Genomic DNA, 22,698 nt, shown 5'->3' on the forward strand with positions numbered 1-22,698 from the left:
TCCGATCACATCGCCGGCTGATCACCGTCCGAACAGGGTGGGGGAATTTTACTTCGACACTTCTGGGGAAATTACGTCCGACGTTGACAACACGGGAGATGTAGTCCGCGACTTGCGGTATCGGAAGCTGCTTGCTCGAGAACGCGACGTACACCACGCTCGTAAAGCCGCCCGACGTCCGCTCGATAACCGGATCATAGGCCCCTTCCGGCAGCCGGTATTTGACCTGATTCACCTTGGCCATGACTTCGGTCAATGCAGCGATCGAATTGCTATTCAATTGCATGCGGACCGTAACGACACTGCGCCCCTGCGTGGACGTCGACGACAGATAATCGATCCCCTCGACGGACGCGACGGCCTGACTGATCGGTTGGGTCACGAAACCCTGCATCAGATCCGACGACGCGCCGGGATATTGAGTCGTAACCGTAATCGTGGAGGTTTCCAGCACCGGATATTGCCGTATCGGCAAATTCAATACCGAAATCACGCCTGCCATCAGTATCAGCGTGCTCACCACCAACGCAAGCACCGGCCTGCGCAGAAAAATATCGGTAAATTTCATTTCACTGTACCGCCCGACTTGTTCAGAGCGAGCGAATCGTCGCCTCGTTGTACCAATACTCCATCGGTCAGTTTCACCTGCCCCGACGTCACAACTTCGTCGCCGTCCTTCAAACCGGCTGCGACAACCACGTAACCGTCCCTACGCTCACCGACCTTTACATTCACCCGGCGCACACGGCTGCGCTTGTGATCGTCCTTATAAACCTGAAACACGGTTTCCCCGTATGCGTTGTAGGTAATCGCAGATTCGGGTATGACCAGTTCGTTACGCTGCTCAGCCGCCACCCGGACTCGCGCATACATACCGGGCCTCAACAGCTTTTCCTTGTCGACGAGATCGGCTTGAACGCTGACGATATGCGAATCGTTCAACTGAGGATCGATTGCGTTGATCTTTCCCTCGAAAACTTTATCAGGATAACTATCTGTTACGATCGTCACCGATTGACCGGGTCGGAGCTTTGAGTTATCGCTTTCCGACACATTGAAATCCACTCTGATGCCATTCGGATTCGTCAACGTCGTAATCGGATTACCGGCCTGCAAATACTGCCCGAGATGTACCTGCCGTATTCCCAACATTCCGTCAAAGGGAGCCCGAATCGTTTTCTGGTTGATGTTGGCCAGAATTTTTTCGAGCCCCCCTCGCGCGGCGTCGTATTGAGCTTTTGCATCATCGTAAGCCCGACGGCTCTCCGCACCGGTCTTCTGCAACTCCTGCACCCGATCCAATTGAGCCTTGGCCGTCGCCAGCTCGCCTCTCAAACGAATCAGCTCGGCTTGTTCCGGTTCGTCATTGATGCGGACCAATACGTCGCCGGCCTTCACCACCTTTCCGGAATCGAAATTGATGGATGCAACCCGACCGCCCACCTCCGCCGATAGCAAAGTCTGCTGTCTTGCTTCGAGCTTTCCGATGTTTTCCACATAGTAGACATATGGCGCAGACGCCACTTTTGCCATTGCAACCAGGGTGGCGGGCCCGCCGTTTTGACTGCCCTCCTGCGCTTGGGCGGCTGAGTGCTGAAGCGTCATGTACATACCGCCGGCAGCAATGGCAGATATGAGCACAAAACCAAAAATATAACTTCCTCGCTTCTTCATTTTCCGACCTCGAAGATTTTTATATATCGCGCATCAAGGGCACGCATCCACATTCCGACTTATTGCTTTTCAAGAAAAGCGTTTCCGATGCTGTAGAAATTCAACGGCGAAAGGGTAAAGTGCTTGGAACCGGTATGAATGTCCCGGAAGCAATGCTCAAGGTAGTTCCGTTTATAGACCGCACCGGCGCCAGCCAGGGTATAAATCTGATTGAGCGCAGCAACCGAATTCTCAGTCATCGTCGCAGCCGCCACCGCTACTCGCGGATGCGTGCCGACCACGTTCCCGTCGTTGGGAACCGCCGCTTGCTCGACAGCGTCGTCCAAAAGCAATCTCGCGGAATAAAGCAGCGACAACGAACGCCCAACTTTCTCATCGATCACCGGACCAACACTCGGATCGAGTGGTTTCTTTCGATTGTCACGGAAGAATTCGAGTGCCGATTTGGCAATCCCATAGACGGTTGCCATTGCGGCGATAGTGCCGAAATCGTAGTAACCCGTGAAATAGGCTAGCGTCGAACGCTCCTTCGGACGATATTTCAGAAGACTCGCGTCAACGCTCAGTTTTTTGTCGACCCATACGTCTTTGCACGTGAAATCATTGCTGCCCGTGCCTCGCATACCCAGCGTGTCCCAGGTATCCAATATCTGGCATTTGCTCGCCGGAACGAAGAACATCCGTGTTTCAGGCGTGGCGGCTGCATCGTCATTCTGAACGACTGCGGTACATACCAGCCAATCCGCGTGCGGAGAACCGCTCGCAAACGTCCATTGACCGCTCAATCGGTAGCCGTCCTTTTCAGGAACCGCTGTGCCGCCGGAGTGAATGGCGCCAATGACAAACCGGCGGGTATCGCTATAAATCTCGTGGGCGGCCTCTTCAGGCAAGTAGTCGGCCAAGCGCCCCATTGCAACCTGAACCGCGACCTGCCATGAAACCGAAGCGTCATATTTGGACAAGGTTTGCAGAATTTCCGCGATCGTCGCCAAAGGAACCTGACGCCCGCCAAAAGCCTTTGGAATCGACAATTTCCCCAGACCGGCCTTAAAAAGCTCATCCATCACCTCTGGATGGGTCGCCTTTTTTTGCTCGGAATACTCTCGATGTCCGGCGAGCATCTCTCCGAATGCATCTATTTTGTTGATCCAGCTACCAGCATCTTCGGAAAGATTCTTCCGCAGCATCAGCGTGTTCATTACCAGCTCCTTATAGCTAACGAAAAACGGGTTCTTGCGAGAAGCAGTGACCGCGCCCTCTGACGCAGGTCTGGCCAGGGGCCGGAGCGTGGTGGCAGCGGGTCGTCGTTATCCAATTGTACGAAAACAATAGTACAGTCGCAAGCGACTATTGCACTGTGCGGCAACCAAACCCGCCATCCTCTCTATCTCCGCACCAAACAGGCGGATAGGAGGCCGCGCATGACCTTTCGGTGGGTTTATGAAATTTATTTTTAATTGGATAGTTTTTTAATTCAAAAAAACTATGAACAACCCTGAGCACTGGAACCCAGTCTCATCTGAGTTATTCGTCGCGAAATAGGCAGATATCGCCACTGGTTGCTTCGTCCGTCACACATCACGAAGGAACACATGCCGATTCGCCGGAGCAAGCCGTTTTTACCGAAAACGACCCATCCGGCGCCCAAAAACGGAGTATGCAATAACCAGCCTCGGCACACCCAGCACGCGAAAAACGATCCGACAAGCAGATCTAAGACACCGCCCGATCGTTCTTTAGCACAGACGCCAATTCGCACTGAACTTGCAGCAACAATTGATCTGTCTGGTTAACGCTGCCATCCGCATAAGCCAATATCAGCAAAGTCAGCGGATGAATGTCCAGAACTTCGCAGAGTTCCGCCAACTTATTCAGAGTTGGGCACTTGAGATCTCGCTCTAACGAGCTCAGATACGTACGACTGGACACATTTGAAAATGCCTCCTGGCTCAGCCCCCTGGCCTTCCGGAATATTCTCAACGATGCTGCCAGTGAATGTTTTGCCACCATTCAAAGGATCCCCGAAATTCAAAATTACAACCGATTGCGACACACATGGCCGCAACCCATCGCACGCGCGCCACCGCTACCTTGCTTCCGCCATTTGGCATATGGCCATTGAAAAAAAGCTCTTCAGTTTGAGTCGGCATTTGCCGCATGCGTTACCGAATCACGTCAGCAGGCCAAACACACGCCGCCAAAGCGCCCTTGGCGAATACCAGAGCACGCAGACGCATGGACTTAGACTGGCCGGGAACCCGATAACCATCGCAGTGCCGGGCACACGACACCTACGACATTCGAATATCTCGGACGAAATACAGCTGCCGCCAGATCGCGCATTGGTCGAAAAATACGCGCATCGCAGCCAAGCAAACTGCAAAAACAAGAAACCGGCATGACGACGTTACAGACGCCACCGCCAATCAATTGACTGGTAAAAAGCCAACATCAAGCCTGGACAGTAAATGCAATCGCTACCGGGGGCACTACCGGTATGACACACCATACGCCCATATCGGCACCATCACATCAAAACTGCAAATTACTTAGAAAATGCACCAGCATGCAAACGCTTTCCGATGCCCATGTAATCGTATGTTGCATACACCTCGGTCCTAAACCCTCCCCAAGCCGACTCTTCCAATACCCTATTGACTTCCCGTAATTTCCCCGGAGGTACCTTTAGAGTAATCACTTGCCCGACCCCCATCCATACGTACCAAGATACCACTTCAACATCTTTAGGTGGAAATTTATCGTAGAATCCTTGTTTTTTGACTTGATTAATAATATCCGGCAAAGGCTTGCTCTGATCATGCTTGAGAACGACAGTCAACAATACCGGCTGATTCGCGCGCCCGGCCTCTTCACTCTTATTCTTGCCGGATTGGTCTGCCGAATCGATTCCGGCAGCCATCGTTTGAGCGCCACAGGAATACGAAAGCGCCAATAAAATCAGCAACGCCCCTTTACGGACAATCGGAAAAATACCCATGCTTCCTCCAATGAATTCGACCTCAAAAGGCGCGGCATCAATCCAGCGCCGCTCGCCGTCTTGCCACCTCAAATAGGGAAGCCCAATCGTGTTCGCCTTGCTCATGGGCCAGGCCATCGAGTAAGTTTTCTCTTAAAACGCCCGCAAAGGGCAATGGAACGCGTGCCGCCTCTCCCGCCTGCAAAGCAAGCCGGATATCTTTCAGACCCAACGCCAGCTTGAATCCAGCCGGTTGGTAATTTTTTTCGGCCATCAGCCGACCATATCCTTGATATACCGGAACGGAAAATAGCGTGGAGCCGATCAGCTCAATGAAATCCTCGGTGGAAATACCATGACTTTCGGCCAGGGCAGCGCCTTCGGCCATCGACTCAATAGCGGACGCGATCATGAGATTGACCGACAATTTGACGGCATTGGCCTGAGCCGGATTCTCTCCGAATTGCCAGATTTTTTGTCCTAAAGGTACTAATAGCGGCCGAACCTTATCGATCAAATCGAATCGCCCGGCGGCGAGAATATTCAGCTTTCCCGATGCGGCGACGTCGGGCCGCCCCAATACCGGCGCCGCGATATACCCGATTCCTCTTTGTTGATGCAATGACGTCTGCTCTGCGGCCAGTGCCACCGAGACCGTAGCCATATTGACGTGAATCGCTCCGCTCTGCATTTCATCAATGACACGGCCGTCCACCAATATCGACCGAACCGCATCATCGTCGGACAACATCGAAAACAACACGTCAACCTTGGCTACGTCGGCAGGTGTTTCGGCGACTTCCGCTCCGAGCCTATTCAGTTCCTCGATAGCCGGTGATGAGCGATTCCAAACCCGGACCTCGTATCCGGCCTTGACGAGATTGGCAGCCATCGGCTTGCCCATGGTACCCAACCCGATAAACCCGAGCTTCATTCACATCTCCCGAAAATCGATCATTCGTAGCTTCGCGCCGCCGGTAAACGGCCGGCGGACATGCCGTCGAGGCAATATTTCGTGCCGCTCGTTGTTATTGTACACGTATCAACGTACAATCGAACAATAGATCTGATGTTCTGCACTTGGCCGTGCACCGAGCAATTCGGGCGTCGGCGCGAATGGTGAAGGTGAGCCGTTCGGATGTTGGCTGCAGTGCCGTCAGGCCGTCATTTAACGGAGGCTACATGCAGTTCGGAATTTACAGCGTTGGCGATGTCACGCGCGACCCCACGAACAATACCGTTCCCACCGAAGCAGAGCGCATACAGGCCATGATTCAAATCGCGAAAAAGGCTGAAGAAATCGGCCTGGATGTATTCGCGAGCGGCGAGCATCACAATCCGCCTTTTGTCACGCCTGCTCCGCCAGTCACGCTGGCCTATATCGCTGCGGTAACCAAAAAAATCATTCTGTCGACATCGACGACCCTGATTACGACCAACGACCCCGTGCGCCTCGCCGAAGAATATGCACTGCTGCAGCATCTGGCCGGCGGCCGAGTCGACCTCATGCTTGGAAGGGGCAACACGGCGCCGGTCTATCCATGGTTCGGCAAGAATATTCTGGATGCGGTGCCGCTTGCATTGGAAAACTACGATTTGCTGTATCGCCTATGGCGTGAGGAATCCATTAATTGGCGTGGAAAATTCCGGACGCCGTTACAGAATTTCACCTCCATACCCCGGCCGCTGGACGATGTGCCGCCGTTCGTCTGGCACGGTTCCATTCGCACGCCGCAATTCGCCGAACAGGCCGCATATTATGGAGACGGATTTTTCGCGAGCCATATCCTCTGGCCACGCGAACACTTCATGCAACTCGTCAATTTTTATCGAGAACGCTATGCGCATTATGGCCACGGTAAGCCTGAGCAGGCCATCGTCGGTCTCGGTGGGCATATTTACATCAGGCCCAATTCGCAAGACGCCAAGCGAGAGTTCCGCCCTTATTTCGACCATGCGCCGGTTTACGGCTACGGGCCTTCTCTCGAAGAATTCATGGAGGCCACGCCGCTGTCGGTCGGCAGCCCGCAGGAAATCATCGACAAAACGCTGACCTTCAGGGAGCACTTCGGCGACTATCAACGCCAGCTTTTTCTTTTCGATCATGCAGGGATACCGCTGAAAACCGTGCTCGACATGCTGGATCTGTTCGGCAGTCAGGTGCTCCCCGTGTTGAGAAAAGAAACCCAGAAGAATCGAAACCCTTTGGCTGCCGATCCGCCGACTCATGAAAACAGGAAAGCAGCACATAAAAACAACGAAATTCTTAAAAGCTACGCAAGTTCTTGAAATTCATTGATACGAAAACTCGATTTCCGATCCCTTCAACGAGCATGAGGTGACCCAAATGAAAAGAATCGCCATCGTCACTGCCGGTGTGAGCTTTCCATCATCCACCGATTTTTTGGCATCCAGAATCATGGATGCCGTCAAGGAAGTATCCGGAGAAAACGGTGAACTGGAATTTGAATGGGTGGAGTTGAGAAAGCTAGCTGCTGAAATCAGTCAAGCTATTGTGACAGGGGAAAAAGGCGTCGCACTGCAAAACGCGATCGACTCCACCGTGGACTCGGATGCCTTGATCGTGGCAACCCCCGTCTATCAAGGATCGTACAGCGGGCTCTTCAAGATGTTCATCGATCTGCTGCGTCCGGACGGAATAACCGCCAAACCGGTATTACTGGCGGCCACGGGCGGCAGCGTCAGGCACTCGCTGATGCTGGACGGTGCAATGAGAACCCTCTTCGGCTATTTGCGTGCTTGGGTGGTACCTACCGCGATATTCGCCACGTCCAAGGATTGGACTCAGAAGGAAACCGAAGAGATCTTGAATGAAAGAATAAAATCGGCATCCAGCGAACTTTGGACCCTGACAGCCAATCAATCCCAACCAGCCTTGCTTCAATAAACAAGCCACGATCGAGGCGATTGACGGTAAAAATTCAATTCAAATAAATCACCACTCCATTTTCAAACCCATCTCATGAAAAATATCTCAGGAGCACGATATGTTCCGCCATGAAAGCGGCCAGCGTGCAACTTCATTCACGACATCATTCCCGGCAATACCCTTCTGCAAGCGCGCCAACAATAACGAGCCCAGGTGCCTGCACCCATACCGGGCCGAAGCACTCGCGCCACCGCGTCTCCGAACCTGCCGATCCAATAAAAAAGACCCAGGCAAGCTGCAATGCTTACCTGAGTCACAACCTGCCCAATGCTCTGTTATGCCAACAGCGTGGAAAGATATTGTCCGTAGCTATTCTTGCTCAAAGACGATGCACGCTCATGCAACGCTTGTTGACTGATCCACCCTTTGGAGAAAGCGATTTCCTCCAAGCAAGCGACTTTCAACCCCTGCCGCTTTTCAATCGCTTGAACGAAGTTCGACGCCTCGAGCAAAGAATCATGGGTGCCAGTATCGAGCCACGCGAAGCCGCGCCCAAGCATATTGACGTACAAATCCCCTCGCTCCAGATAGGCTCGATTGACATCCGTTATTTCCAGCTCGCCGCGTGCGGACGGCTTGATCGACGCGGCGATATCCACTACATCGTTGTCGTAAAAATACAGGCCCGTAACGGCGAAATTCGATTTCGGTTCGCGCGGCTTTTCCTCCAGGCTGATCGCCCGGCCGGACGCATCGAACTCCACCACGCCAAATCGCTCCGGATCGAGCACGTGATAGCCGAAAATCGTGGCGCCGGTTTCCCTGGATGTAGCGTCGCCCAGAATCCCCGACAAGCCGCTGCCATAGAAGATGTTGTCGCCGAGAATCAGGCAGACGTTGTCGTTTCCGATAAATTCTTTTCCGATCAAAAACGCCTGTGCCAAACCATCAGGGCTCGGCTGAACTGCATAGCTGAGCGAAACGCCAAATTGACTGCCGTCACCTAGCATTCGCTGAAAGCTACCAATGTCGTCCGGTGTGCTGATGATGAGTATGTCCCGGATATTCGCCAAAAGAAGCACGGACAGCGGATAGTAGACCATCGGCTTGTCGTAAACCGGAAGCGACTGCTTCGAAACACCGAAGGTTAGCGGATGCAGCCGCGTACCGCTGCCTCCGGCCAAAACGATTCCCTTATAAGTGGCCATCATTCAATCTCATGAAATTTTATACTTTCGACCGGCGGCCTAGACCACACCGATCCGTTCGAGCCGGTAAGCGCCGGACAACACTCTTTCCCACCACCAGGAATGATTTAAATACCACTCGACCGTTTTTCGCAGCCCAGTGCTGAAACTTTCGACCGGCCGCCAACCGAGTTCCGACGTGATCTTCCGATGATCGATCGCATATCGGGCATCGTGCCCAGGCCGGTCCGCGACAAAGGTAATGAGATCGCGATAATGGTCGATCTCGCGCGCGGGCCGCAGTTCCTGCAGCAAATCACAGATCGATTCGACCACTTCTAGATTCGTCCGCTCATTCCCACCGCCGATGTTGTAGGTTTCGCCGACCGTTCCCTTGGTCACCACCAGATACAGCGCCCGTGCGTGATCCTCGACATACAGCCAATCTCGAATCTGCTGACCGTTGCCGTATACCGGCAATGGTTTTCCGCCCAAAGCACTGAGAATCATGTGCGGGATGAGCTTTTCGGGGAAGTGATAAGGGCCGTAGTTATTCGAGCAATTCGTAATAACGACCGGCATCCCATAAGTGCGATGCCAAGCTCTGACCAAATGATCAGACGCCGCTTTCGATGCGGAATACGGCGAACTCGGCGCATAAGGCGTTTTCTCCGTAAACGGACTGTCGTCTTTCTCCAGATCGCCAAAGACCTCATCCGTCGAAATATGATGGAACCGGAACGCCTCCTTTTTGGCTGCCGGCAACCCCGACCAATAACGGCGGCTGACTTCGAGCATCACGAACGTTCCGTTCACGTTGGTCTGGATAAAATCGGCCGGCCCGGTAATCGAGCGATCGACGTGCGACTCGGCTGCCAAATGCATGACTGCATCCGGCTTGAACTTTTCGAAGATCGACTGAATTTCTTCCGCATCGCAGATGTCGGCCTCGAAGAAAAAATACCGCCCCGAACTCGACACGTCTTGCAGGGAGTCGATGTTTCCTGCGTAGGTAAGCTTGTCGATATTGCCGATCACGGCATCTGTCGACGTGGCCAAATATCGAATCAAAGCAGAACCGATAAAACCGGCTCCACCCGTCACGAGAATTCTCATAGCGTTGCCCTGCTCAATTTAACAAGCGATTTTCAGTTGACGACAGCAACCCAATACGGAGTCAGTGAGCGCTGCAGAATCAAAAGGGTTTGGATACAGGTAAAGCTTTCGTCCGTCGTCGCGGAAGTCGTCCCTAATGGGCCGAAGCCGCCGTCCTCTTTCTGGTGCAAAGCCACCCACTGCTTGACCTCTTCGGGGAATTTCGGCTCCGAATCCAGCAGGTAAAGCGACGCGATCGCCATGTAAGTCCCGACCAGGCTGCGCGCACGCCCCGGCCGATACAGAAACGGGCCGCTGGGATCCTGGAGCGCGCGCAGCCAGTCGACCGTTGCCGTTGCATGAGCGAGCCGCTTGCCCAGCGCGCCAAGCGTCGACACCGCGCGGTACGTGGAAAAGGTATCCGGCGGTAAGCCCGGCATATTCGAGAATCCGCCGTCAGCGCAGCGGCACGCAAGCGCGAACGCGAACACACCATTCTTGTCGGCAGGCTCCGCCTCCAATGCATGCAGCGACAAGACGGCCAAATTCGTATGCCAGATATCCGAGCGCAAGCCAGGCACGTTTCCGAATCCGCCATCCGGGTTCTGGCAGCGATTGACATAGTCGATGCATGCCTGTGGATTCAGCGGCTCGCTATTGAGCAAGCGCAGCGAAACCGTCGCGCAATACGTTGCGAACACATCGCTGAGCTGCCCCGGTTGCTCCGAAAATCCGCCGTCCGCGTTCTGGCAATTCCGTATCGATCTGACCAAGTCTTCCGCCGCGGCGATCGGCATATCGAGCGCGCGCAAATCGGACAGCACGTGCAACGCGGAAAACACTTGCCAAGTGCGATCGGCGCGAAATCCGAGCGGCGAGATCTCGGCAGTCAACCCATACGGCAACGACTTGGAAGGCCTTGCGCGATCCAGCCAGTTCAAATATTTGTCCACATTGACCGGAAGCGTCGGAACCGCGCCGGTGTGCGGATCTCGAAAATTACCGTTGAGCGCATGGTCAATCAGTTCACTGTCGATATCGGCTGCACCGGCACGTGGCGCTTCAGGCAATGCTTGCGCGACCTGCGCGCAAACGATCTGCGTCTCCAGCGTCTTGACGTGCAACGGCAGATAGCTGAGATTTCCGATCGTAAAGACACCCGGCTGGCGGGGCGCCGCCCAAAACTGACGTGCGAACGGCACCGTGGGATCTTCCGGCGTCGACCAGAAATATCCCATTCCAAGGAAAAAGCCGCCGGACTGAGCATCGCGGAAATGCGCGACAGCGTGGATCAATTCGTCCTCAACCGCGGCATCGGCATGGCCGGATTCGCGAACGGCCTTCAGCAGCAATGCCGCATCCATCGTCCGCTTGATCGGAAACGGCGATTCGTTCTTCACATACGAAACCTGCCAGTCCACCTTCACTTGTTCGCTCGCGTTGACGCGATCCCAGAAGCCGCCGTATCGCGTATCACGATAAAGATCGATGGTTACTTTCAGGAACGAGCGAACTTTTCCGGCAAGTGCGTCGTCGGCATTCGCGCTGGCCCACTTCGCCAATGCAATAGCCGTTTTCGCCCGGACCTCGCATGAGAGAAACGCTCTCGACTGCCACTTGCCGGCGCCTGCCTCGAGGCGCTGCTTCAGCCGATCGACGAGCGCAGACAATACGTCGAGCCCTCGGTCAATGCCGAGCTTTTTCAGTGTTGCGGCAAGGCAAGTCGCACTGATCTCCAGATCGAGACCGCCTGCATCATCCAACGCAACGGTCCAATCCGCGCTATAGATGCCGGCCAGTTCCCCTTGTTGCGCCAGCGTCCGCACCTTCTCAAGCAGATCGAATGCTCTCGTCGAATAAATTGGCTTTCCGAACTTTTCCGCATAAAGCAACAACGCCCTGGCAGTATTCAGTTGCACATGCAGCGTTCTCGCTCCTCCCACCGCTTGAGGATTCCAATAGCGGTCAGTCAATTCGGAAAAACCGCCCTGCTCCGGACGATACAGCTTGTCGAGCGCAGCAACGGCGAATTCTGCATTCGCCTCGTCGCCTTGCTCGATATACAAAATCGCCGCGTTGACCTGATCGATCAATCGCTTGTCCGTGCTGACAACGATTTTTCCTTCGCAGTCCGTAACGGGGAAATAGCCGCCGTATTCACCATCCTTGAGCCGAAGCTCGATGAACTTGAGCACGTCAGATTGCATAGCTCACTTCCTCGTCCTTGTCCGTGACTTCAGCCGACTCAGCCAACTCCAATATCTTCACGGCGGCCCGATCCGCCCCCTTCCAATCTGGCGAGGCAACCTTCGAGTGCGGCAGGAAATATTCGTCGGCCTTGCGGTCCTTCAATAGCTCGGCCTCGATGATCTCCGCCAATTCATCCTTGTCGTAACCGACATAGGTCGGGAACCCCAGCTCGCACAAGCGGCGCAGCGCTTCGACTTCGTGGTATTCCGAGTTGGACGGGAGAATGAAAAGCGTCGGGATGTTCAGCGCCGAGATTTCGGTCACCGTGATCCAACCTGGGGCCGACAGCAGCAGTTCCGCCTCTTTGAGCAACCCCATCCAGTTCGGATAGTAAGGAACGGTGATGATGCCGTCGCCCGCCTTGACCTCGTCTCGCCCGAGCAGAACCATCTTGAGATCCGGACGTTGCTTCTTGAGGATTTCGTAGCTCTCGATATAGCCGTTAAGCAACCCTTGCTTGCTTTCGGCGAACATCGTGGTGCCGCTGATCGACGCGATAATGTACGGCGAATCGCCGATGCCCAGATCCGCGCGAACCGTAGACACATCCTGATTCGCGGGCTCGCGAATCATCGGCCCGACAAAGTGCGCCCGACCGGAAATCAATGCGGCTTCGACCGGCGTGCCCGTATCGATGCTTTCGATGTAAGGCTTGTCGGTGAGAACCAGTTGACTGCTCTCGATCATCCATGCGAATTGCCGATGCAGCGCGACGCGCGCCCGTTGCAATTCGACTGCGTTGACATCGAATCCGCCACGCCCCAGCTCTTCGTCGGTCAATTGGCAAAGCGTGAAGTCATAACGCTCAGTCACGAAGACCAACGGTGTCCCGCTGAAGATAGCAGCCATGCAAGCAGCCATGTTGTAATCGGAGACTAGAACATCGGGCTTCAGCTCGTCGATCAATGCAAGATAAGACAGAACCCGCTCGCCGGACATGAAGGTATTGGCGATATAGCCGCCAATATAGTTCGTCCAGTCCAATGTCTTGGACAGGTTGCTTTTCTTCGAGTAATCGACGAGCCGTCCGGCAATGTCGATTACCTTGATTCCGGATTTTTCGAAGAGCGGCGTAAACGTCTGCTGAAGCGATCCCAGCGCCACCGCGAGTTCGGCGGTGCTGTTCTGCCGTTTGATCGCCTGACCGATGGAAAGAGCACGCATGTTGTGCCCGGAACCGGTCGGATTCGGTGCGAAGATGATCATTTTTACTTCTCCTGTATTGAGACTACGCCTCGAGATTGATGTCCTGCCTGAACGTCGCGAATCACGACCGAGTAGGGTTCTACCGTTGCGCCCTCGCCGATGTTCACTGGCCCCACGATTACGCTTCCCTCTCCGATGGTGCACCCCGGCCCGATCGTTACGGGTGCCTCAACCCACGGAAGAGACCGAAAACGGTGGTCATGCGTAGACGTGACAATGGTCACGCCTCGACCGATCACACAACGTTCGCCGACGACGAGACCACCCGCGCCTTCGACGATCACGAGCGGCGCGATGTGCACGCCACTACCCAGGTGAATCCCGCCTTTTGGCGATACCCCGCCTTTTTTCGCACTCCGGCCGATCAGGATGCAGCCGTCGTCGATCGACACGTCCACGCCGCCCGTCAACTCCGCATCGACGAAGGTGGAACCGGATACACGCCAGTTCTGCAAACCGCCTTCGGCGATCGCCCGCTGCGGGGACAACGACGATTCCTCGAGAAACGTCGGAAGCCCCATTTGCGCTCGATGTCGCACCTTGCTCAATATCGGCGAAGGATCGGGGAAACCGTCCTCGGCCGCTTGCCGCTTCGATACGATCCGTGCCGGCCGACCGACCGCGATTTCGTCAGCCGCCACGTCCGTCATAACGAGCGCACCTGCCGCCACCACAGCGCCGTCGCCGATCGTCACACCGGCGGCAACGGTCACATTCGTACCGAGCCAGACATTTCGCCCGATTCGAATTCTTCGCTCGCGCGTGCCGCGCAAATGCACGCGCGACGCGAACATGCTTCCCTCTTCAATATCGGCAAACTCCAAAATCGATCTAAACCCGACAAAGCAGGATTTTCCGATTTTCGTTTCCGTAACTGTCGAAGCAGCGCGCACCCATACCCCCGGCCCAATTTCCGAGCCGTTCGATATTTCCGAATGGATTTCGATAAGTGCGTCGCCAGACAGCACATCCTTTTCGGATGGTTGTCGAGTGGTCATACTTGGAAATTCCCCGTACATGCCGACCCGTCACTCAAAGACGAATAGGCGGATTGCTGTGAACATGCGAGCAGCGATAGTTGTACTGTACGATAGTAATAGTACTTTTCGTTTCGTATTGCAATACCCCTTGGGTTACGTCGGGCATTATATGTAACTATTTGATTTTTAATACATACCTTGACTTGAAAACCCGAGAAGTCTACCGGCACAAGCTATTTTTCGCAATTTCCTTATTATGGCCACACAAAATGAACACTATAGAATTCAATGCTTATTATTTATGCCCAAATCGAGTGAATTCCTGTTCGAAATCAGTGATGATTTTTCCCCATCGGAACGCATATACCCAAATCAAATCATTAATGCAAGTAATTTTTTTACAGAAAAATATGCCAATCATTCCGGTAAAAAAATTTTGATTAAGCATCTTCTTAATTGAATTGTCACAGAAATCCGTGCCGCCCTCAGCGTATTTGTGCGCGTGGAATTCTTGCGATCGCCAGGTATCGCATCGCGAATACAGCAACGCTCGTCCCGGTACGGATAACGTGTCGTTATGCGGCCAATCCTTTGACGGAAAAAGCGCCACCGACTCCAACATGCAGAGATCTTGTTAAAAGCGTTTTGCCCGAACGAGAAAATCGCAGACGATCTGATGCATCCGCGCCGCCTGCGGACTCGTGTCGAGCGCTCGCCACGCGCCGTGCACCAGCCCCCTGCCGAGCCAATAGCTCGCGTCAGCGCCTGCCGAACGAATGCGGCAAACATATGCATATGCATCATCCCGCAGCGGATCATGTTCGGCGCCGATCGCAAGCACCGGTGGTAAGCCGTCCAAACGATGCGCATCAAGCGGCATGGCACCGTGTGGCGGCGGCACATCGCCCCAATAAAGCCGAAGATATGCACGGACGTCCGCGAGCGTCAACATTGATGCATGGGCTTCCGTCTCGCGAGCCGGCAGCTGCGGCTCGAAGCCCAGCATCGGATAGACAAGTGCGATAGCACAAATGCCATCACGCCCGGCATCGCGCAACGATGCGGCAACCCATGCGGCGAGCGTGCCGCCCGCACTGTCGCCAACCAAACGAAAAGGCCCCGAGGTCGAATCGAAAGGCAAATAGCCGCCAAGTGCGGCGCCGGCGATGCACAGGCAATCGTCGACTGCGGCGGGCGCGCGATGCTCGGGTGCAAGCCGATAATCGACAACGATCACGTCGAGCCCAGTATCAGCCGCGATTCTGGCTGCGATCGGCGCATGGCTATCCAGCGAACCGACGACAAAGCCGCCGCCGTGAAAATACAGGACCGTCCCACGCGCAACGCGGCAGTGCGATCGATAACGGCGTAACCGTATCGCTCGGCCGTCGGCGGCGATGAATCTGGCATCGGATACGGTAACGCCGATCGGCAGCGGCCGCGTAAAAGCCGCAGCAAATCGATCGTAAAGCGCGCGTTGCTCAATGATCGGCCGCGATGACGCATCGCCTGGATACCATGCGGCAGCCCGAGCAATAAAAGCTTCAATTTCCGGCTCCAGCATGATTTACCTGGATCTGAAACGATTTGTCGATCAGAAGCGGGTCAGCGTGGGGCCGGCAAGCCGATCAAGCGTCCCGCGTAAGCCGGAGCCGCATATCGGCGCTGCATGGCATGCAACTGCGCGATACGCTCGGCGACATCATCGTCGAACGGTACGGCTTTGGGGCCGCTCGTATCCACGTGCAACAACATCTGCTCGCTCGCCGACACGGCTTCATCGGCTCCATTCGCGAACATTTCGAGATATAAGTGCAGCCGCTTCGCGTCGTGTGCAAGCACGCGGACATCCACTCGCACACTCGCGCCTTCCTTGATTTCGCGCAGGTAATTGATATGTGCCTCGAGCGTATAAACGGATCGGCCGCGCGATCTGCGCGCAGCATCGTCAAGGCCGATCGCGTCGAGCAACGCATCGGTGGCGAAGCTGAAGATCAGCAGATAAAACGCGTCACGCAAGTGCCCGTTGTAATCTGTCCAATCCGAACGCACCGTATCGCGGTAAATCGTCAGCTCCGTCCCATGCATTGACACCGTCGTCATCGTCACTCCTCGTAGCGCATTCCGTGACGCGCTTTCACCGCGGCAATCGTCGCAATCACTTCTGTAATGCACTCGTCCCGGTAGCGTTCGAGCGACTTGATGCTCCGCTGTCCCCGCTGTTTCTCCGTACCCTCGACAATGCGATCGACCAGCGCGTCGGTCAAGCGCGGCGCGACCAATTTGGTCCACGGCAATTCCAGTGCGGGACCGAATTGCTGCATGAAATGGCGCATGCCCGCTTCGCCGCCCGCCAGGGTATACGTCAGAAAGGTCCCCATGAACGACCAGCGTATTCCCGCGCCGAAACGGATTGCGTCATCGATCTCGCCTGTCGTCGCAACGCCTTCATCGACAAGATGCAATGCTTCTCGCCACAGTGCTTCGAGCAGACGATCCGCGATAAAGCCTGGCACTTCCTTACGCACCCTTAATGGCCGCATTCCAAGTGAGCGGTAGATATCGATCGCCGCGTCGATGGTTTCCGATGCGGTTCGCACACCGCCAAGCACCTCAACCAGCGGAAGCAGATAGACCGGATTGAACGGATGCCCGACCACGCATCGTTCTGGCCGGAGCGCGCGCGCATGAAAATCGGTCGGCAACAAGCCGGACGTCGACGAGCCAATGATTGCATCGGGCTTCGCCGCACGACTGATTTTCTCATGCAGATCAAGCTTCAGCGTTTGCCGTTCCGGCGCGCTTTCCTGAATGAAATCCGCATCGGCGACGCACGCTTCAATCGTCGAGACAAAATGCAATCGCTGTTGCGATGCACCAGGCTTCAACCCGATGCGCTCGAGCGCGGGCCACGCGTTTTCGACATTCGCCCGCAATTGCTGCTCTGCATCTTTTCCGGGGTCCCAAGCAATGACGTCGATCCCGTTTGCCAGTGCGCGCGCCACCCAGCCACTGCCGATGACACCGGTGCCGACCGCCGCGAACGTATTGATTTTAGTGATGACAGCCATGGACGATCTACCCTTGGTGAAAAATGAAACTAAATCAAGCAGTCCGATGCATTACGCATAGTCAGTGATCGCCCGCCGTTCGAGCTGCCGTTCGCCGCGCGGCGCAAGCCCCAGGTTGCGCCGCCCTTCAGCCGGATCCAGCACACGCCCGCCCAATCGTTCAACGATCTCCCGCGCACGCTCGACGAGTGAACCGTTCGATGCATGAACTCCGCGATCAAGCCATAGATTGTCTTCGAGACCGACCCGCACATGTCCTCCAAGCAGCATCGCCTGCGCAACCATCGGCATCTGCATCCTGCCGATCCCGAAGCCGGCCCAATGCGCGCCGGGGGGCAAATTGTCGACCATCGCCTTCATCGTGCCTGTATCGGCGGGCGCCCCCCATGGAATACCCAGGCAAAGCTGGAAAAGTGGCGGATCATCGAGGAGCCCTTCCTTCAGTAATTGCTTCGCGAACCACAAATGGCCCGTATCGAAAATTTCCAGTTCGGGCTTCACGCCAAGCGCCTGGATTTTCTTCGCACCCACGCGTAATTGCGCGGGCGTCGACACGTAAATAAAGTCTCCGTCGCCAAAATTCAGCGTTCCGCAATCCAACGTGCAAATCTCAGGCAGCAATTCCTCGACGTGCGCGAGTCTCGTCAGTCCGCCCACGAGATCCGTACCTTTGCCAAAGCGCATTGGATCCTCGCCGGGACCGATCTCGAGATCGCCACCCATGCCCGCAGTCAGGTTGATGATGATATCGACGTCGGCTGAGCGAATCCGGTCCACCACTTCCCGATACAATTCCGGATCACGACTGCCGCGGCCGGTTTGCGGATCGCGTACATGGCAATGCGCAACCGTCGCGCCCGCTTTCGCCGCCTCGATCGCCGCGTCGGCAATCTGCTTCGGCGTCACGGGAATCGCCGGATGCCTGCCGACCGTATCGCCGGCCCCCGTCACTGCACAAGTCACTATGACTTCCTGATTCATCGCGCCCACCTTGTTCGAATGAAAATGAGTATGCTCGATGACAACCGTCAACTCGCCGCTCAAAGCCCGAGATAAGCCTTCACTGCAAGTAAACCGTCCTTGCCATCATAGGTTTTCACCCCTGCAAGCCACGCATCGAGCACTTGCGGGTTCTGTTTGATGTATTCCTTCGCCGCATCCACTGGCTTGACTTTGTTCATCACGGACAGCATCAGCCGGTTTTCCATTTGCGTCGTAAAGCGCAGATTGCCGACGAGCTTGCCTGCATTCGGGCAACGCACCATATAATCAGGTGCGGTAAGCGTATAGACCCGCGCCTCGCCATAGTTCGCCCCGAATGCCGCATCGCCGCCCGACAGATAATTCATGTTGATCTGGATATTCATCGGATGCGGTTCCCACCCGAGGAATACGATCCATTTCTGGTTACGAATCGCCCGATTCACTTCAACGAGCATCCCCGCCTCACTCGATTCAACGAGCTTGAAACCGCCAAGCCCATACTGATTCGTATCGATCATCTTTTGGATCGTCGCATTCGCGCTGCTGCCTGGTTCGATGCCGTAGATCGTGCCGCCGAGTTCGGCGCGATGCTTCGCGATATCGTCGAATGTTTTCAAACCCGCCTGATAAACATAGGCTGGCACCGCGAGGGTCGCTTTCGCCCCCGACAGATTCGGCGGCTCGACGACCGTGATCGACTTCGAGTCGATAAACGACTGAATCTGATGTTGTTGCACCGGCCACCAATAACCTAGCGAAACGTCGAGTTGTCTATTCTTCAGGCCTGCAAATGAAATCGGCACGGACGCGATCGTTGTCGTCGGCTTGTAACCGAGGCCAGCGAAGAGTAGCGACGCGAGCGCCGTGGTCGACGTAATGTCAGTCCAGCCAATATCCGCGAACCGCACATTTCGGCATGCGGCCGAATCCTGCGCGAACGACGGCTGTGGGAGCAAGCCGACTGCGAAAAGCGTTACACCGGCTGCAAGTGTTTCGATCGGCTTCATCGTTCCCTCCTGATTCGACGGATCATGCATGCCGATTCCGGTAAAACCGTTCGGTCTGCATCGTGGAATCAAAGGTAACGAGTCATATTCGTGGTGAAGCGACCAGCGGCGACGTTCCCTTGCCTGTTTGCGACTCTTCGTAAAAACCACTAGGTGACCGAAAGATCGAATGAAATGGCGCTTTTCCGGCATTTTTAGAAAACCTGCCTTGCCTCGGTGCGCCTTGCTTGATACGCTCAGTCGCAATCGGTCAGATGCGCGAGCCATGCCAGAAGATTTCTATTTCTTGTTGCTGCCTGGCTTTTCCGCGCTGGGCTTCATGTCGGCAGTCGAGCCGCTGCGTGTCGCGAACCGCTTCAAGCCCGATCTGTACCGATGGCGCATCATCAGCAGCGACGGTATGCCGGTTGTCGCGAGCAATGGCATTTTGCTGAATGCAGATGCCGCGTTTGCACAAATCACGCGTGCAAGCACGATTTTCGTCGTGGCGGGCTTCGATCCGCTTGCTTGCTATACGCGCGCGCTCGGCGACTGGCTGAAACGTGAATACCGGCACGGCGCGACGCTCGGCGGGATCGATACGGGCAGCTTCGTGCTCGCGCAAGCCGGCCTGTTCGATCCGTCGCACGTGCTGACGCTGCACTGGGAAGCGCTTGCAGCATTCCGCGAACGCTACCCCAACCTGAAGACGACCCAGGAGCTGTTCGAGATCGACGGGCGGCGCATCACCTGTGCCGGCGGCACGGCATCGATCGATATGATGCTCGCCCTGATCGCGCGCCGGCACGGTGCCGAGCTAGCCGCCACGATTTCCGAGCAGTTCGTGCTGGGCCGCATTCGCCAGCATTCCGATCGCCAGCGCCTCGAAATCGCCGCGCGGTACGGCGTACACAATCGCAAGTTGATTCAAGTGATCAGCATGATGGAGCGGCACATCGACAGTCCGCTGACGTCCGCCATGCTCGCTCGGGAAGTCGGCGTAACGCGCCGTCAACTCGAACGTCTATTCAACTCGACCTTGAACGATACGCCGGCGCGTTTCTATCAGCGTCTACGGCTTGAACGTGCACGCGAATTCATTCAGCAGACCGATATGACGGTCGCCGCCGTCTGTGCGGCCTGCGGCTTCGAATCACCTTCTCATTTCTCACGAACCTATCGCACGCAATTCGGCTTGAGCCCGACAGACGATCGGCGTGCCCGGCGTTGAATTTTTGCATCGCATCACCTGACTGTGCACCACCTTACTGATCTTGCACGCCGAGTCCGTTATCGAAAATACATCGAAATAGCATTGAAAATATTCTGTAACATGGCTACAAATAGATGGTCACGCTGACAACTCGAGGCTCTACACGAGGGGTCCGTGAATAGAAAAGCCGCATATCGAATATCGATTCCGAGGGGCTTATTATGACGATGCACGATCTATTCTCGCCGCACCTGTCTGTCGATTCGCACGCCGTCCTGCACGTCCCCTTCCATCCATCGCCCGGCTCGCGCCACTTGCGCTGATATCCAGCGGCGACACGCCGCTTCACTCTTTTATCTGTCCAATTGCGTCGGCTCGATCTAGCCGGCGCAGGGGTTTTGTCGTCCGAGAATTTTCTCGTGTTTGTTTCGCTATCCAAATCTTTTTAGATCAGGAGAGATGATGCTGACATCCCTAAAAGCACTGCCGTTCGCATTGAGCCTCGCCGTCGGTTTCGGCACCGCATCGACGGCCTGGGCAGATTCGAAAGCACCGAATCCACAAGAAGAAAGCCGCCGTGCCAGTCTGACACGTGGCATCGTCGCTCCCATCGACCAAACAAGCAAAACTGGGCAAATCCGCCCTGGAGTAGTTTCGATTACGTTGCCAAGCCCAGCATTTCGTGCAAAGAAAGCCGATGCCGTGACGATGGCACGCGAATTTATCGCCGCGCACGCCGCTCAACTCGGGATCGATCAGAGCTCAGTCGCCAATCTGGCGGTTGCGGCCGAGCGACGCGATGACACTTTTACCGTCGTGCGCTTCCAGCAACGCGCAGCAGGGCTTCCCGTCTACGACAGCGACATCGCAGTCACGGTCGCGCCGGACGGCCGCGTCTTATACGTCGCCAGCAATGCGGTGAACGGCGTCACGCTTGTATCGAGCAAATCGCAAGCCGTCGATAGTCAACAAGCACTCGATCGCGCACGCGCCTATCTAGGCATTGGCGGATTCGCGAACGTTCGGTCACAACTCGTCGCGTTCGTTGACGGTAACGGCACGCACACGGCATGGAAGGTGCGCGGCAAACCGCAAGACAGCCTGCATGGTGATTGGGAGTTGATCATCGATGCAAACAGCGGCGAAGTGCTGCGCGCAGAAGACAAGGCGTCCTACGCAACGGACGGTGCAGGGTTCGTCTTTTTGCCCGATCCCCTCTCGTCGACAAGAAGCAGTTACGGTAGTACCGGCTTCAAGGACAACAACAATGCGGATTCGACGCAATTAACCGCAGCACGGGTGCGTGTGACGCTCAAGGATCTCACTCAGTCGGGAACGAATTACAAACTCGCTGGCCCCTACGCGGTATGTGTCGATTTCGATGCGCCCAATGACAATGCATGCCCGGCCCAAACATCGACAACATTCGATTTCACACGCTCCAGCCCGTATTTCGAAGCGGTGAATGCGTACTACCATATCGATACGTTCCTGCGTTATGTGAACCTGGATCTGGGTATCAAGGCAACGCCGTATCAGTATGTCGGGGGCGTGCAATACGATCCGCACGGTCAATCTGGCGCGGATAATTCGTCATACTCACCGAGTTCCGGAAAGCTGTCGTTCGGTCAGGGCGGCGTTGACGATGCGGAAGACGCGGACGTCGTCATTCACGAGCTGGGACACGGCATCCATGACTGGATCACGAACGGCGGACTCTCGCAAGTCGAAGGACTGTCCGAAGGCACAGGCGACTACCTCGCGGCTGGATACAACCGCGATCACGGCCGCTGGAGCTCGTCCGATGCGCAATACAACTGGGTGTTCGTCTGGGACGGTCACAACGAATACTGGGCCGGCCGCGTGACGAACTACAACGTAGGGCGTACCTACACCCAGATTCGTAACGAGGAAATCCATTCCGCCGGACAATACTGGGCTTCGTGCAACCTCGTCGCGCGCGATGCGATCGGCGGCGCTGCCATGGACAAGGCATTCCTCAAAGGACTGTCGATGACCAACAACTCGACCAGCCAGAAATCCGCAGCCCAAGCCGTGCTGACTGCGGCGGCGGCACTCGGCTACAGCAGCACACAGATCAATGCGATCGGCAACGCATACAACAAGAGCTGTACATATGGCGTGACCGTGCCTAAGGCAATGTAACGAGAGCCGGGCTGCGCCG

At 55.6% G+C, this 22,698-nt stretch carries 21 protein-coding genes; 5 read left to right on the forward strand and 16 right to left on the reverse strand.

What is annotated here, in order from left to right:
* The 4 genes from BSIN_RS20040 to BSIN_RS20055 all read right to left on the reverse strand — a co-directional run.
* Positions 1-568, reverse strand: a 568-nt coding sequence (locus tag BSIN_RS20040; protein WP_173678722.1) for an efflux RND transporter permease subunit, incomplete at its 3' end; no start/stop codon positions are given.
* Positions 565-1,674, reverse strand: coding sequence for an efflux RND transporter periplasmic adaptor subunit (locus tag BSIN_RS20045; protein WP_069235637.1), 1,110 nt, complete (start codon positions 1,672-1,674; stop codon positions 565-567). The genes BSIN_RS20045 and BSIN_RS20040, both read right to left, overlap by 4 nt.
* Positions 1,675-1,733: 59 nt before the next feature.
* On the reverse strand, positions 1,734-2,873 hold the full coding sequence (locus BSIN_RS20050) for an acyl-CoA dehydrogenase family protein (RefSeq protein ID WP_089341744.1): 1,140 nt from the start codon (positions 2,871-2,873) through the stop codon (positions 1,734-1,736).
* A 514-nt stretch (positions 2,874-3,387) separates the two neighbouring features.
* Positions 3,388-3,684 (reverse strand): helix-turn-helix domain-containing protein, encoded by a 297-nt coding sequence (locus BSIN_RS20055; protein WP_082711780.1) that lies wholly within the window; start codon positions 3,682-3,684, stop codon positions 3,388-3,390.
* Between BSIN_RS20055 and BSIN_RS26265 the strand changes: the two genes are divergently transcribed.
* On the forward strand, positions 3,657-4,076 hold the full coding sequence (locus BSIN_RS26265; protein WP_218192440.1) for a hypothetical protein: 420 nt from the start codon (positions 3,657-3,659) through the stop codon (positions 4,074-4,076). The genes BSIN_RS20055 and BSIN_RS26265 overlap by 28 nt on opposite strands.
* A 143-nt stretch (positions 4,077-4,219) precedes the next feature.
* Here the strand turns inward: BSIN_RS26265 and BSIN_RS20060 are convergent, their stop codons facing one another.
* Together BSIN_RS20060 and BSIN_RS20065 are read right to left on the reverse strand one after the other, a co-directional pair.
* Entirely contained in the window at positions 4,220-4,777 is a 558-nt protein-coding gene (locus BSIN_RS20060) for a hypothetical protein (RefSeq protein ID WP_369828215.1), read from the reverse strand.
* Complete coding sequence (locus tag BSIN_RS20065) at positions 4,710-5,585, reverse strand: NAD(P)-dependent oxidoreductase (RefSeq protein ID WP_089341746.1); 876 nt, start codon at positions 5,583-5,585, stop codon at positions 4,710-4,712. The genes BSIN_RS20060 and BSIN_RS20065 overlap by 68 nt, the downstream gene beginning before the upstream one ends.
* 248 nt (positions 5,586-5,833) lie before the next feature.
* Between BSIN_RS20065 and BSIN_RS20070 the strand changes: the two genes are divergently transcribed.
* Together BSIN_RS20070 and BSIN_RS20075 are read left to right on the forward strand one after the other, a co-directional pair.
* Positions 5,834-6,940, forward strand: a complete 1,107-nt coding sequence (locus BSIN_RS20070) for a CE1758 family FMN-dependent luciferase-like monooxygenase (protein ID WP_059514825.1) — start codon at positions 5,834-5,836, stop codon at positions 6,938-6,940.
* A 58-nt stretch (positions 6,941-6,998) separates the two neighbouring features.
* Positions 6,999-7,559 carry a CE1759 family FMN reductase gene (locus tag BSIN_RS20075; RefSeq protein ID WP_089341747.1) on the forward strand — a complete coding sequence of 187 codons (561 nt, stop codon included), beginning with the start codon at positions 6,999-7,001 and terminating at the stop codon, positions 7,557-7,559.
* Positions 7,560-7,876: 317 nt separating this feature from the next.
* Here BSIN_RS20075 and rfbA read toward each other — a convergent pair whose 3' ends face one another.
* The 10 genes from rfbA to BSIN_RS20125 form a co-directional block, all read right to left on the reverse strand.
* Entirely contained in the window at positions 7,877-8,752 is an 876-nt protein-coding gene (gene rfbA, locus BSIN_RS20080) for a glucose-1-phosphate thymidylyltransferase RfbA (protein ID WP_342670374.1), read from the reverse strand.
* Between the two features lie 36 nt (positions 8,753-8,788).
* A complete protein-coding gene (gene rfbB / locus BSIN_RS20085) occupies positions 8,789-9,844 on the reverse strand; it encodes a dTDP-glucose 4,6-dehydratase (protein ID WP_059514831.1) in 1,056 nt (351 codons plus the stop codon).
* A 32-nt stretch (positions 9,845-9,876) separates the two neighbouring features.
* The gene (locus tag BSIN_RS20090; protein WP_089341748.1) at positions 9,877-12,030 is read right to left on the reverse strand and encodes a prenyltransferase/squalene oxidase repeat-containing protein; all 2,154 of its coding nucleotides are present in this window, start codon (positions 12,028-12,030) and stop codon (positions 9,877-9,879) included.
* Positions 12,020-13,279 carry a glycosyltransferase family protein gene (locus BSIN_RS20095; RefSeq protein WP_059514835.1) on the reverse strand — a complete coding sequence of 420 codons (1,260 nt, stop codon included), beginning with the start codon at positions 13,277-13,279 and terminating at the stop codon, positions 12,020-12,022. Before BSIN_RS20095 ends, BSIN_RS20090 begins: the two co-directional genes overlap by 11 nt.
* 2 nt (positions 13,280-13,281) lie before the next feature.
* Complete coding sequence (locus BSIN_RS20100; protein WP_089341749.1) at positions 13,282-14,277, reverse strand: acyltransferase; 996 nt, start codon at positions 14,275-14,277, stop codon at positions 13,282-13,284.
* 616 nt (positions 14,278-14,893) lie between these two features.
* Positions 14,894-15,823, reverse strand: coding sequence for an alpha/beta hydrolase (locus tag BSIN_RS20105; RefSeq protein ID WP_089341750.1), 930 nt, complete (start codon positions 15,821-15,823; stop codon positions 14,894-14,896).
* Between the two features lie 41 nt (positions 15,824-15,864).
* On the reverse strand, positions 15,865-16,362 hold the full coding sequence (locus BSIN_RS20110) for a thioesterase family protein (protein ID WP_173678723.1): 498 nt from the start codon (positions 16,360-16,362) through the stop codon (positions 15,865-15,867).
* A 2-nt stretch (positions 16,363-16,364) separates the two neighbouring features.
* Entirely contained in the window at positions 16,365-17,330 is a 966-nt protein-coding gene (locus BSIN_RS20115; protein WP_089341751.1) for an L-carnitine dehydrogenase, read from the reverse strand.
* A 51-nt stretch (positions 17,331-17,381) separates the two neighbouring features.
* Positions 17,382-18,311: a 3-dehydrocarnitine:acetyl-CoA trimethylamine transferase CdhC gene (cdhC, locus tag BSIN_RS20120; RefSeq protein WP_089341817.1), complete on the reverse strand. Its 930-nt coding sequence runs from the start codon at positions 18,309-18,311 to the stop codon at positions 17,382-17,384.
* A 59-nt stretch (positions 18,312-18,370) separates the two neighbouring features.
* Positions 18,371-19,321 carry a choline ABC transporter substrate-binding protein gene (locus BSIN_RS20125; RefSeq protein WP_059515512.1) on the reverse strand — a complete coding sequence of 317 codons (951 nt, stop codon included), beginning with the start codon at positions 19,319-19,321 and terminating at the stop codon, positions 18,371-18,373.
* 265 nt (positions 19,322-19,586) lie between these two features.
* Here BSIN_RS20125 and BSIN_RS20130 point away from each other — a divergent pair, with 265 nt between their 5' ends.
* Complete coding sequence (locus BSIN_RS20130; protein WP_089341752.1) at positions 19,587-20,531, forward strand: GlxA family transcriptional regulator; 945 nt, start codon at positions 19,587-19,589, stop codon at positions 20,529-20,531.
* Positions 20,532-20,975: 444 nt separating this feature from the next.
* The gene (locus BSIN_RS20135) at positions 20,976-22,679 is read left to right on the forward strand and encodes a M36 family metallopeptidase (protein ID WP_089341818.1); all 1,704 of its coding nucleotides are present in this window, start codon (positions 20,976-20,978) and stop codon (positions 22,677-22,679) included.
* Positions 22,680-22,698 lie beyond the last annotated feature (19 nt).

Source organism: Burkholderia singularis, assembly GCF_900176645.1.
GTDB lineage: Bacteria > Pseudomonadota > Gammaproteobacteria > Burkholderiales > Burkholderiaceae > Burkholderia > Burkholderia singularis.

What these genes read in the sequence shown, in the direction of transcription:
- BSIN_RS20125 (WP_059515512.1), bottom strand. Translation starts at nt 19,321, where the DNA reads ATGAAGCCGATCGAAACACTTGCAGCCGGTGTAACGCTTTTCGCAGTC.
- rfbB (WP_059514831.1), bottom strand. Translation starts at nt 9,844, where the DNA reads ATGAGAATTCTCGTGACGGGTGGAGCCGGTTTTATCGGTTCTGCTTTG.
- BSIN_RS20105 (WP_089341750.1), bottom strand. Translation starts at nt 15,823, where the DNA reads ATGCTGGAGCCGGAAATTGAAGCTTTTATTGCTCGGGCTGCCGCATGG.
- BSIN_RS20110 (WP_173678723.1), bottom strand. Translation starts at nt 16,362, where the DNA reads ATGACGACGGTGTCAATGCATGGGACGGAGCTGACGATTTACCGCGAT.
- BSIN_RS20095 (WP_059514835.1), bottom strand. Translation starts at nt 13,279, where the DNA reads ATGATCATCTTCGCACCGAATCCGACCGGTTCCGGGCACAACATGCGT.
- BSIN_RS20100 (WP_089341749.1), bottom strand. Translation starts at nt 14,277, where the DNA reads ATGACCACTCGACAACCATCCGAAAAGGATGTGCTGTCTGGCGACGCA.
- BSIN_RS20075 (WP_089341747.1), top strand. Translation starts at nt 6,999, where the DNA reads ATGAAAAGAATCGCCATCGTCACTGCCGGTGTGAGCTTTCCATCATCC.
- BSIN_RS20070 (WP_059514825.1), top strand. Translation starts at nt 5,834, where the DNA reads ATGCAGTTCGGAATTTACAGCGTTGGCGATGTCACGCGCGACCCCACG.
- rfbA (WP_342670374.1), bottom strand. Translation starts at nt 8,752, where the DNA reads ATGATGGCCACTTATAAGGGAATCGTTTTGGCCGGAGGCAGCGGTACG.
- BSIN_RS20065 (WP_089341746.1), bottom strand. Translation starts at nt 5,585, where the DNA reads ATGAAGCTCGGGTTTATCGGGTTGGGTACCATGGGCAAGCCGATGGCT.
- BSIN_RS20050 (WP_089341744.1), bottom strand. Translation starts at nt 2,873, where the DNA reads ATGAACACGCTGATGCTGCGGAAGAATCTTTCCGAAGATGCTGGTAGC.
- BSIN_RS20045 (WP_069235637.1), bottom strand. Translation starts at nt 1,674, where the DNA reads ATGAAGAAGCGAGGAAGTTATATTTTTGGTTTTGTGCTCATATCTGCC.
- BSIN_RS26265 (WP_218192440.1), top strand. Translation starts at nt 3,657, where the DNA reads ATGCTGCCAGTGAATGTTTTGCCACCATTCAAAGGATCCCCGAAATTC.
- cdhC (WP_089341817.1), bottom strand. Translation starts at nt 18,311, where the DNA reads ATGAATCAGGAAGTCATAGTGACTTGTGCAGTGACGGGGGCCGGCGAT.
- BSIN_RS20090 (WP_089341748.1), bottom strand. Translation starts at nt 12,030, where the DNA reads ATGCAATCTGACGTGCTCAAGTTCATCGAGCTTCGGCTCAAGGATGGT.
- BSIN_RS20060 (WP_369828215.1), bottom strand. Translation starts at nt 4,777, where the DNA reads ATGAGCAAGGCGAACACGATTGGGCTTCCCTATTTGAGGTGGCAAGAC.
- BSIN_RS20130 (WP_089341752.1), top strand. Translation starts at nt 19,587, where the DNA reads ATGCCAGAAGATTTCTATTTCTTGTTGCTGCCTGGCTTTTCCGCGCTG.
- BSIN_RS20055 (WP_082711780.1), bottom strand. Translation starts at nt 3,684, where the DNA reads ATGGTGGCAAAACATTCACTGGCAGCATCGTTGAGAATATTCCGGAAG.
- BSIN_RS20135 (WP_089341818.1), top strand. Translation starts at nt 20,976, where the DNA reads ATGCTGACATCCCTAAAAGCACTGCCGTTCGCATTGAGCCTCGCCGTC.
- BSIN_RS20115 (WP_089341751.1), bottom strand. Translation starts at nt 17,330, where the DNA reads ATGGCTGTCATCACTAAAATCAATACGTTCGCGGCGGTCGGCACCGGT.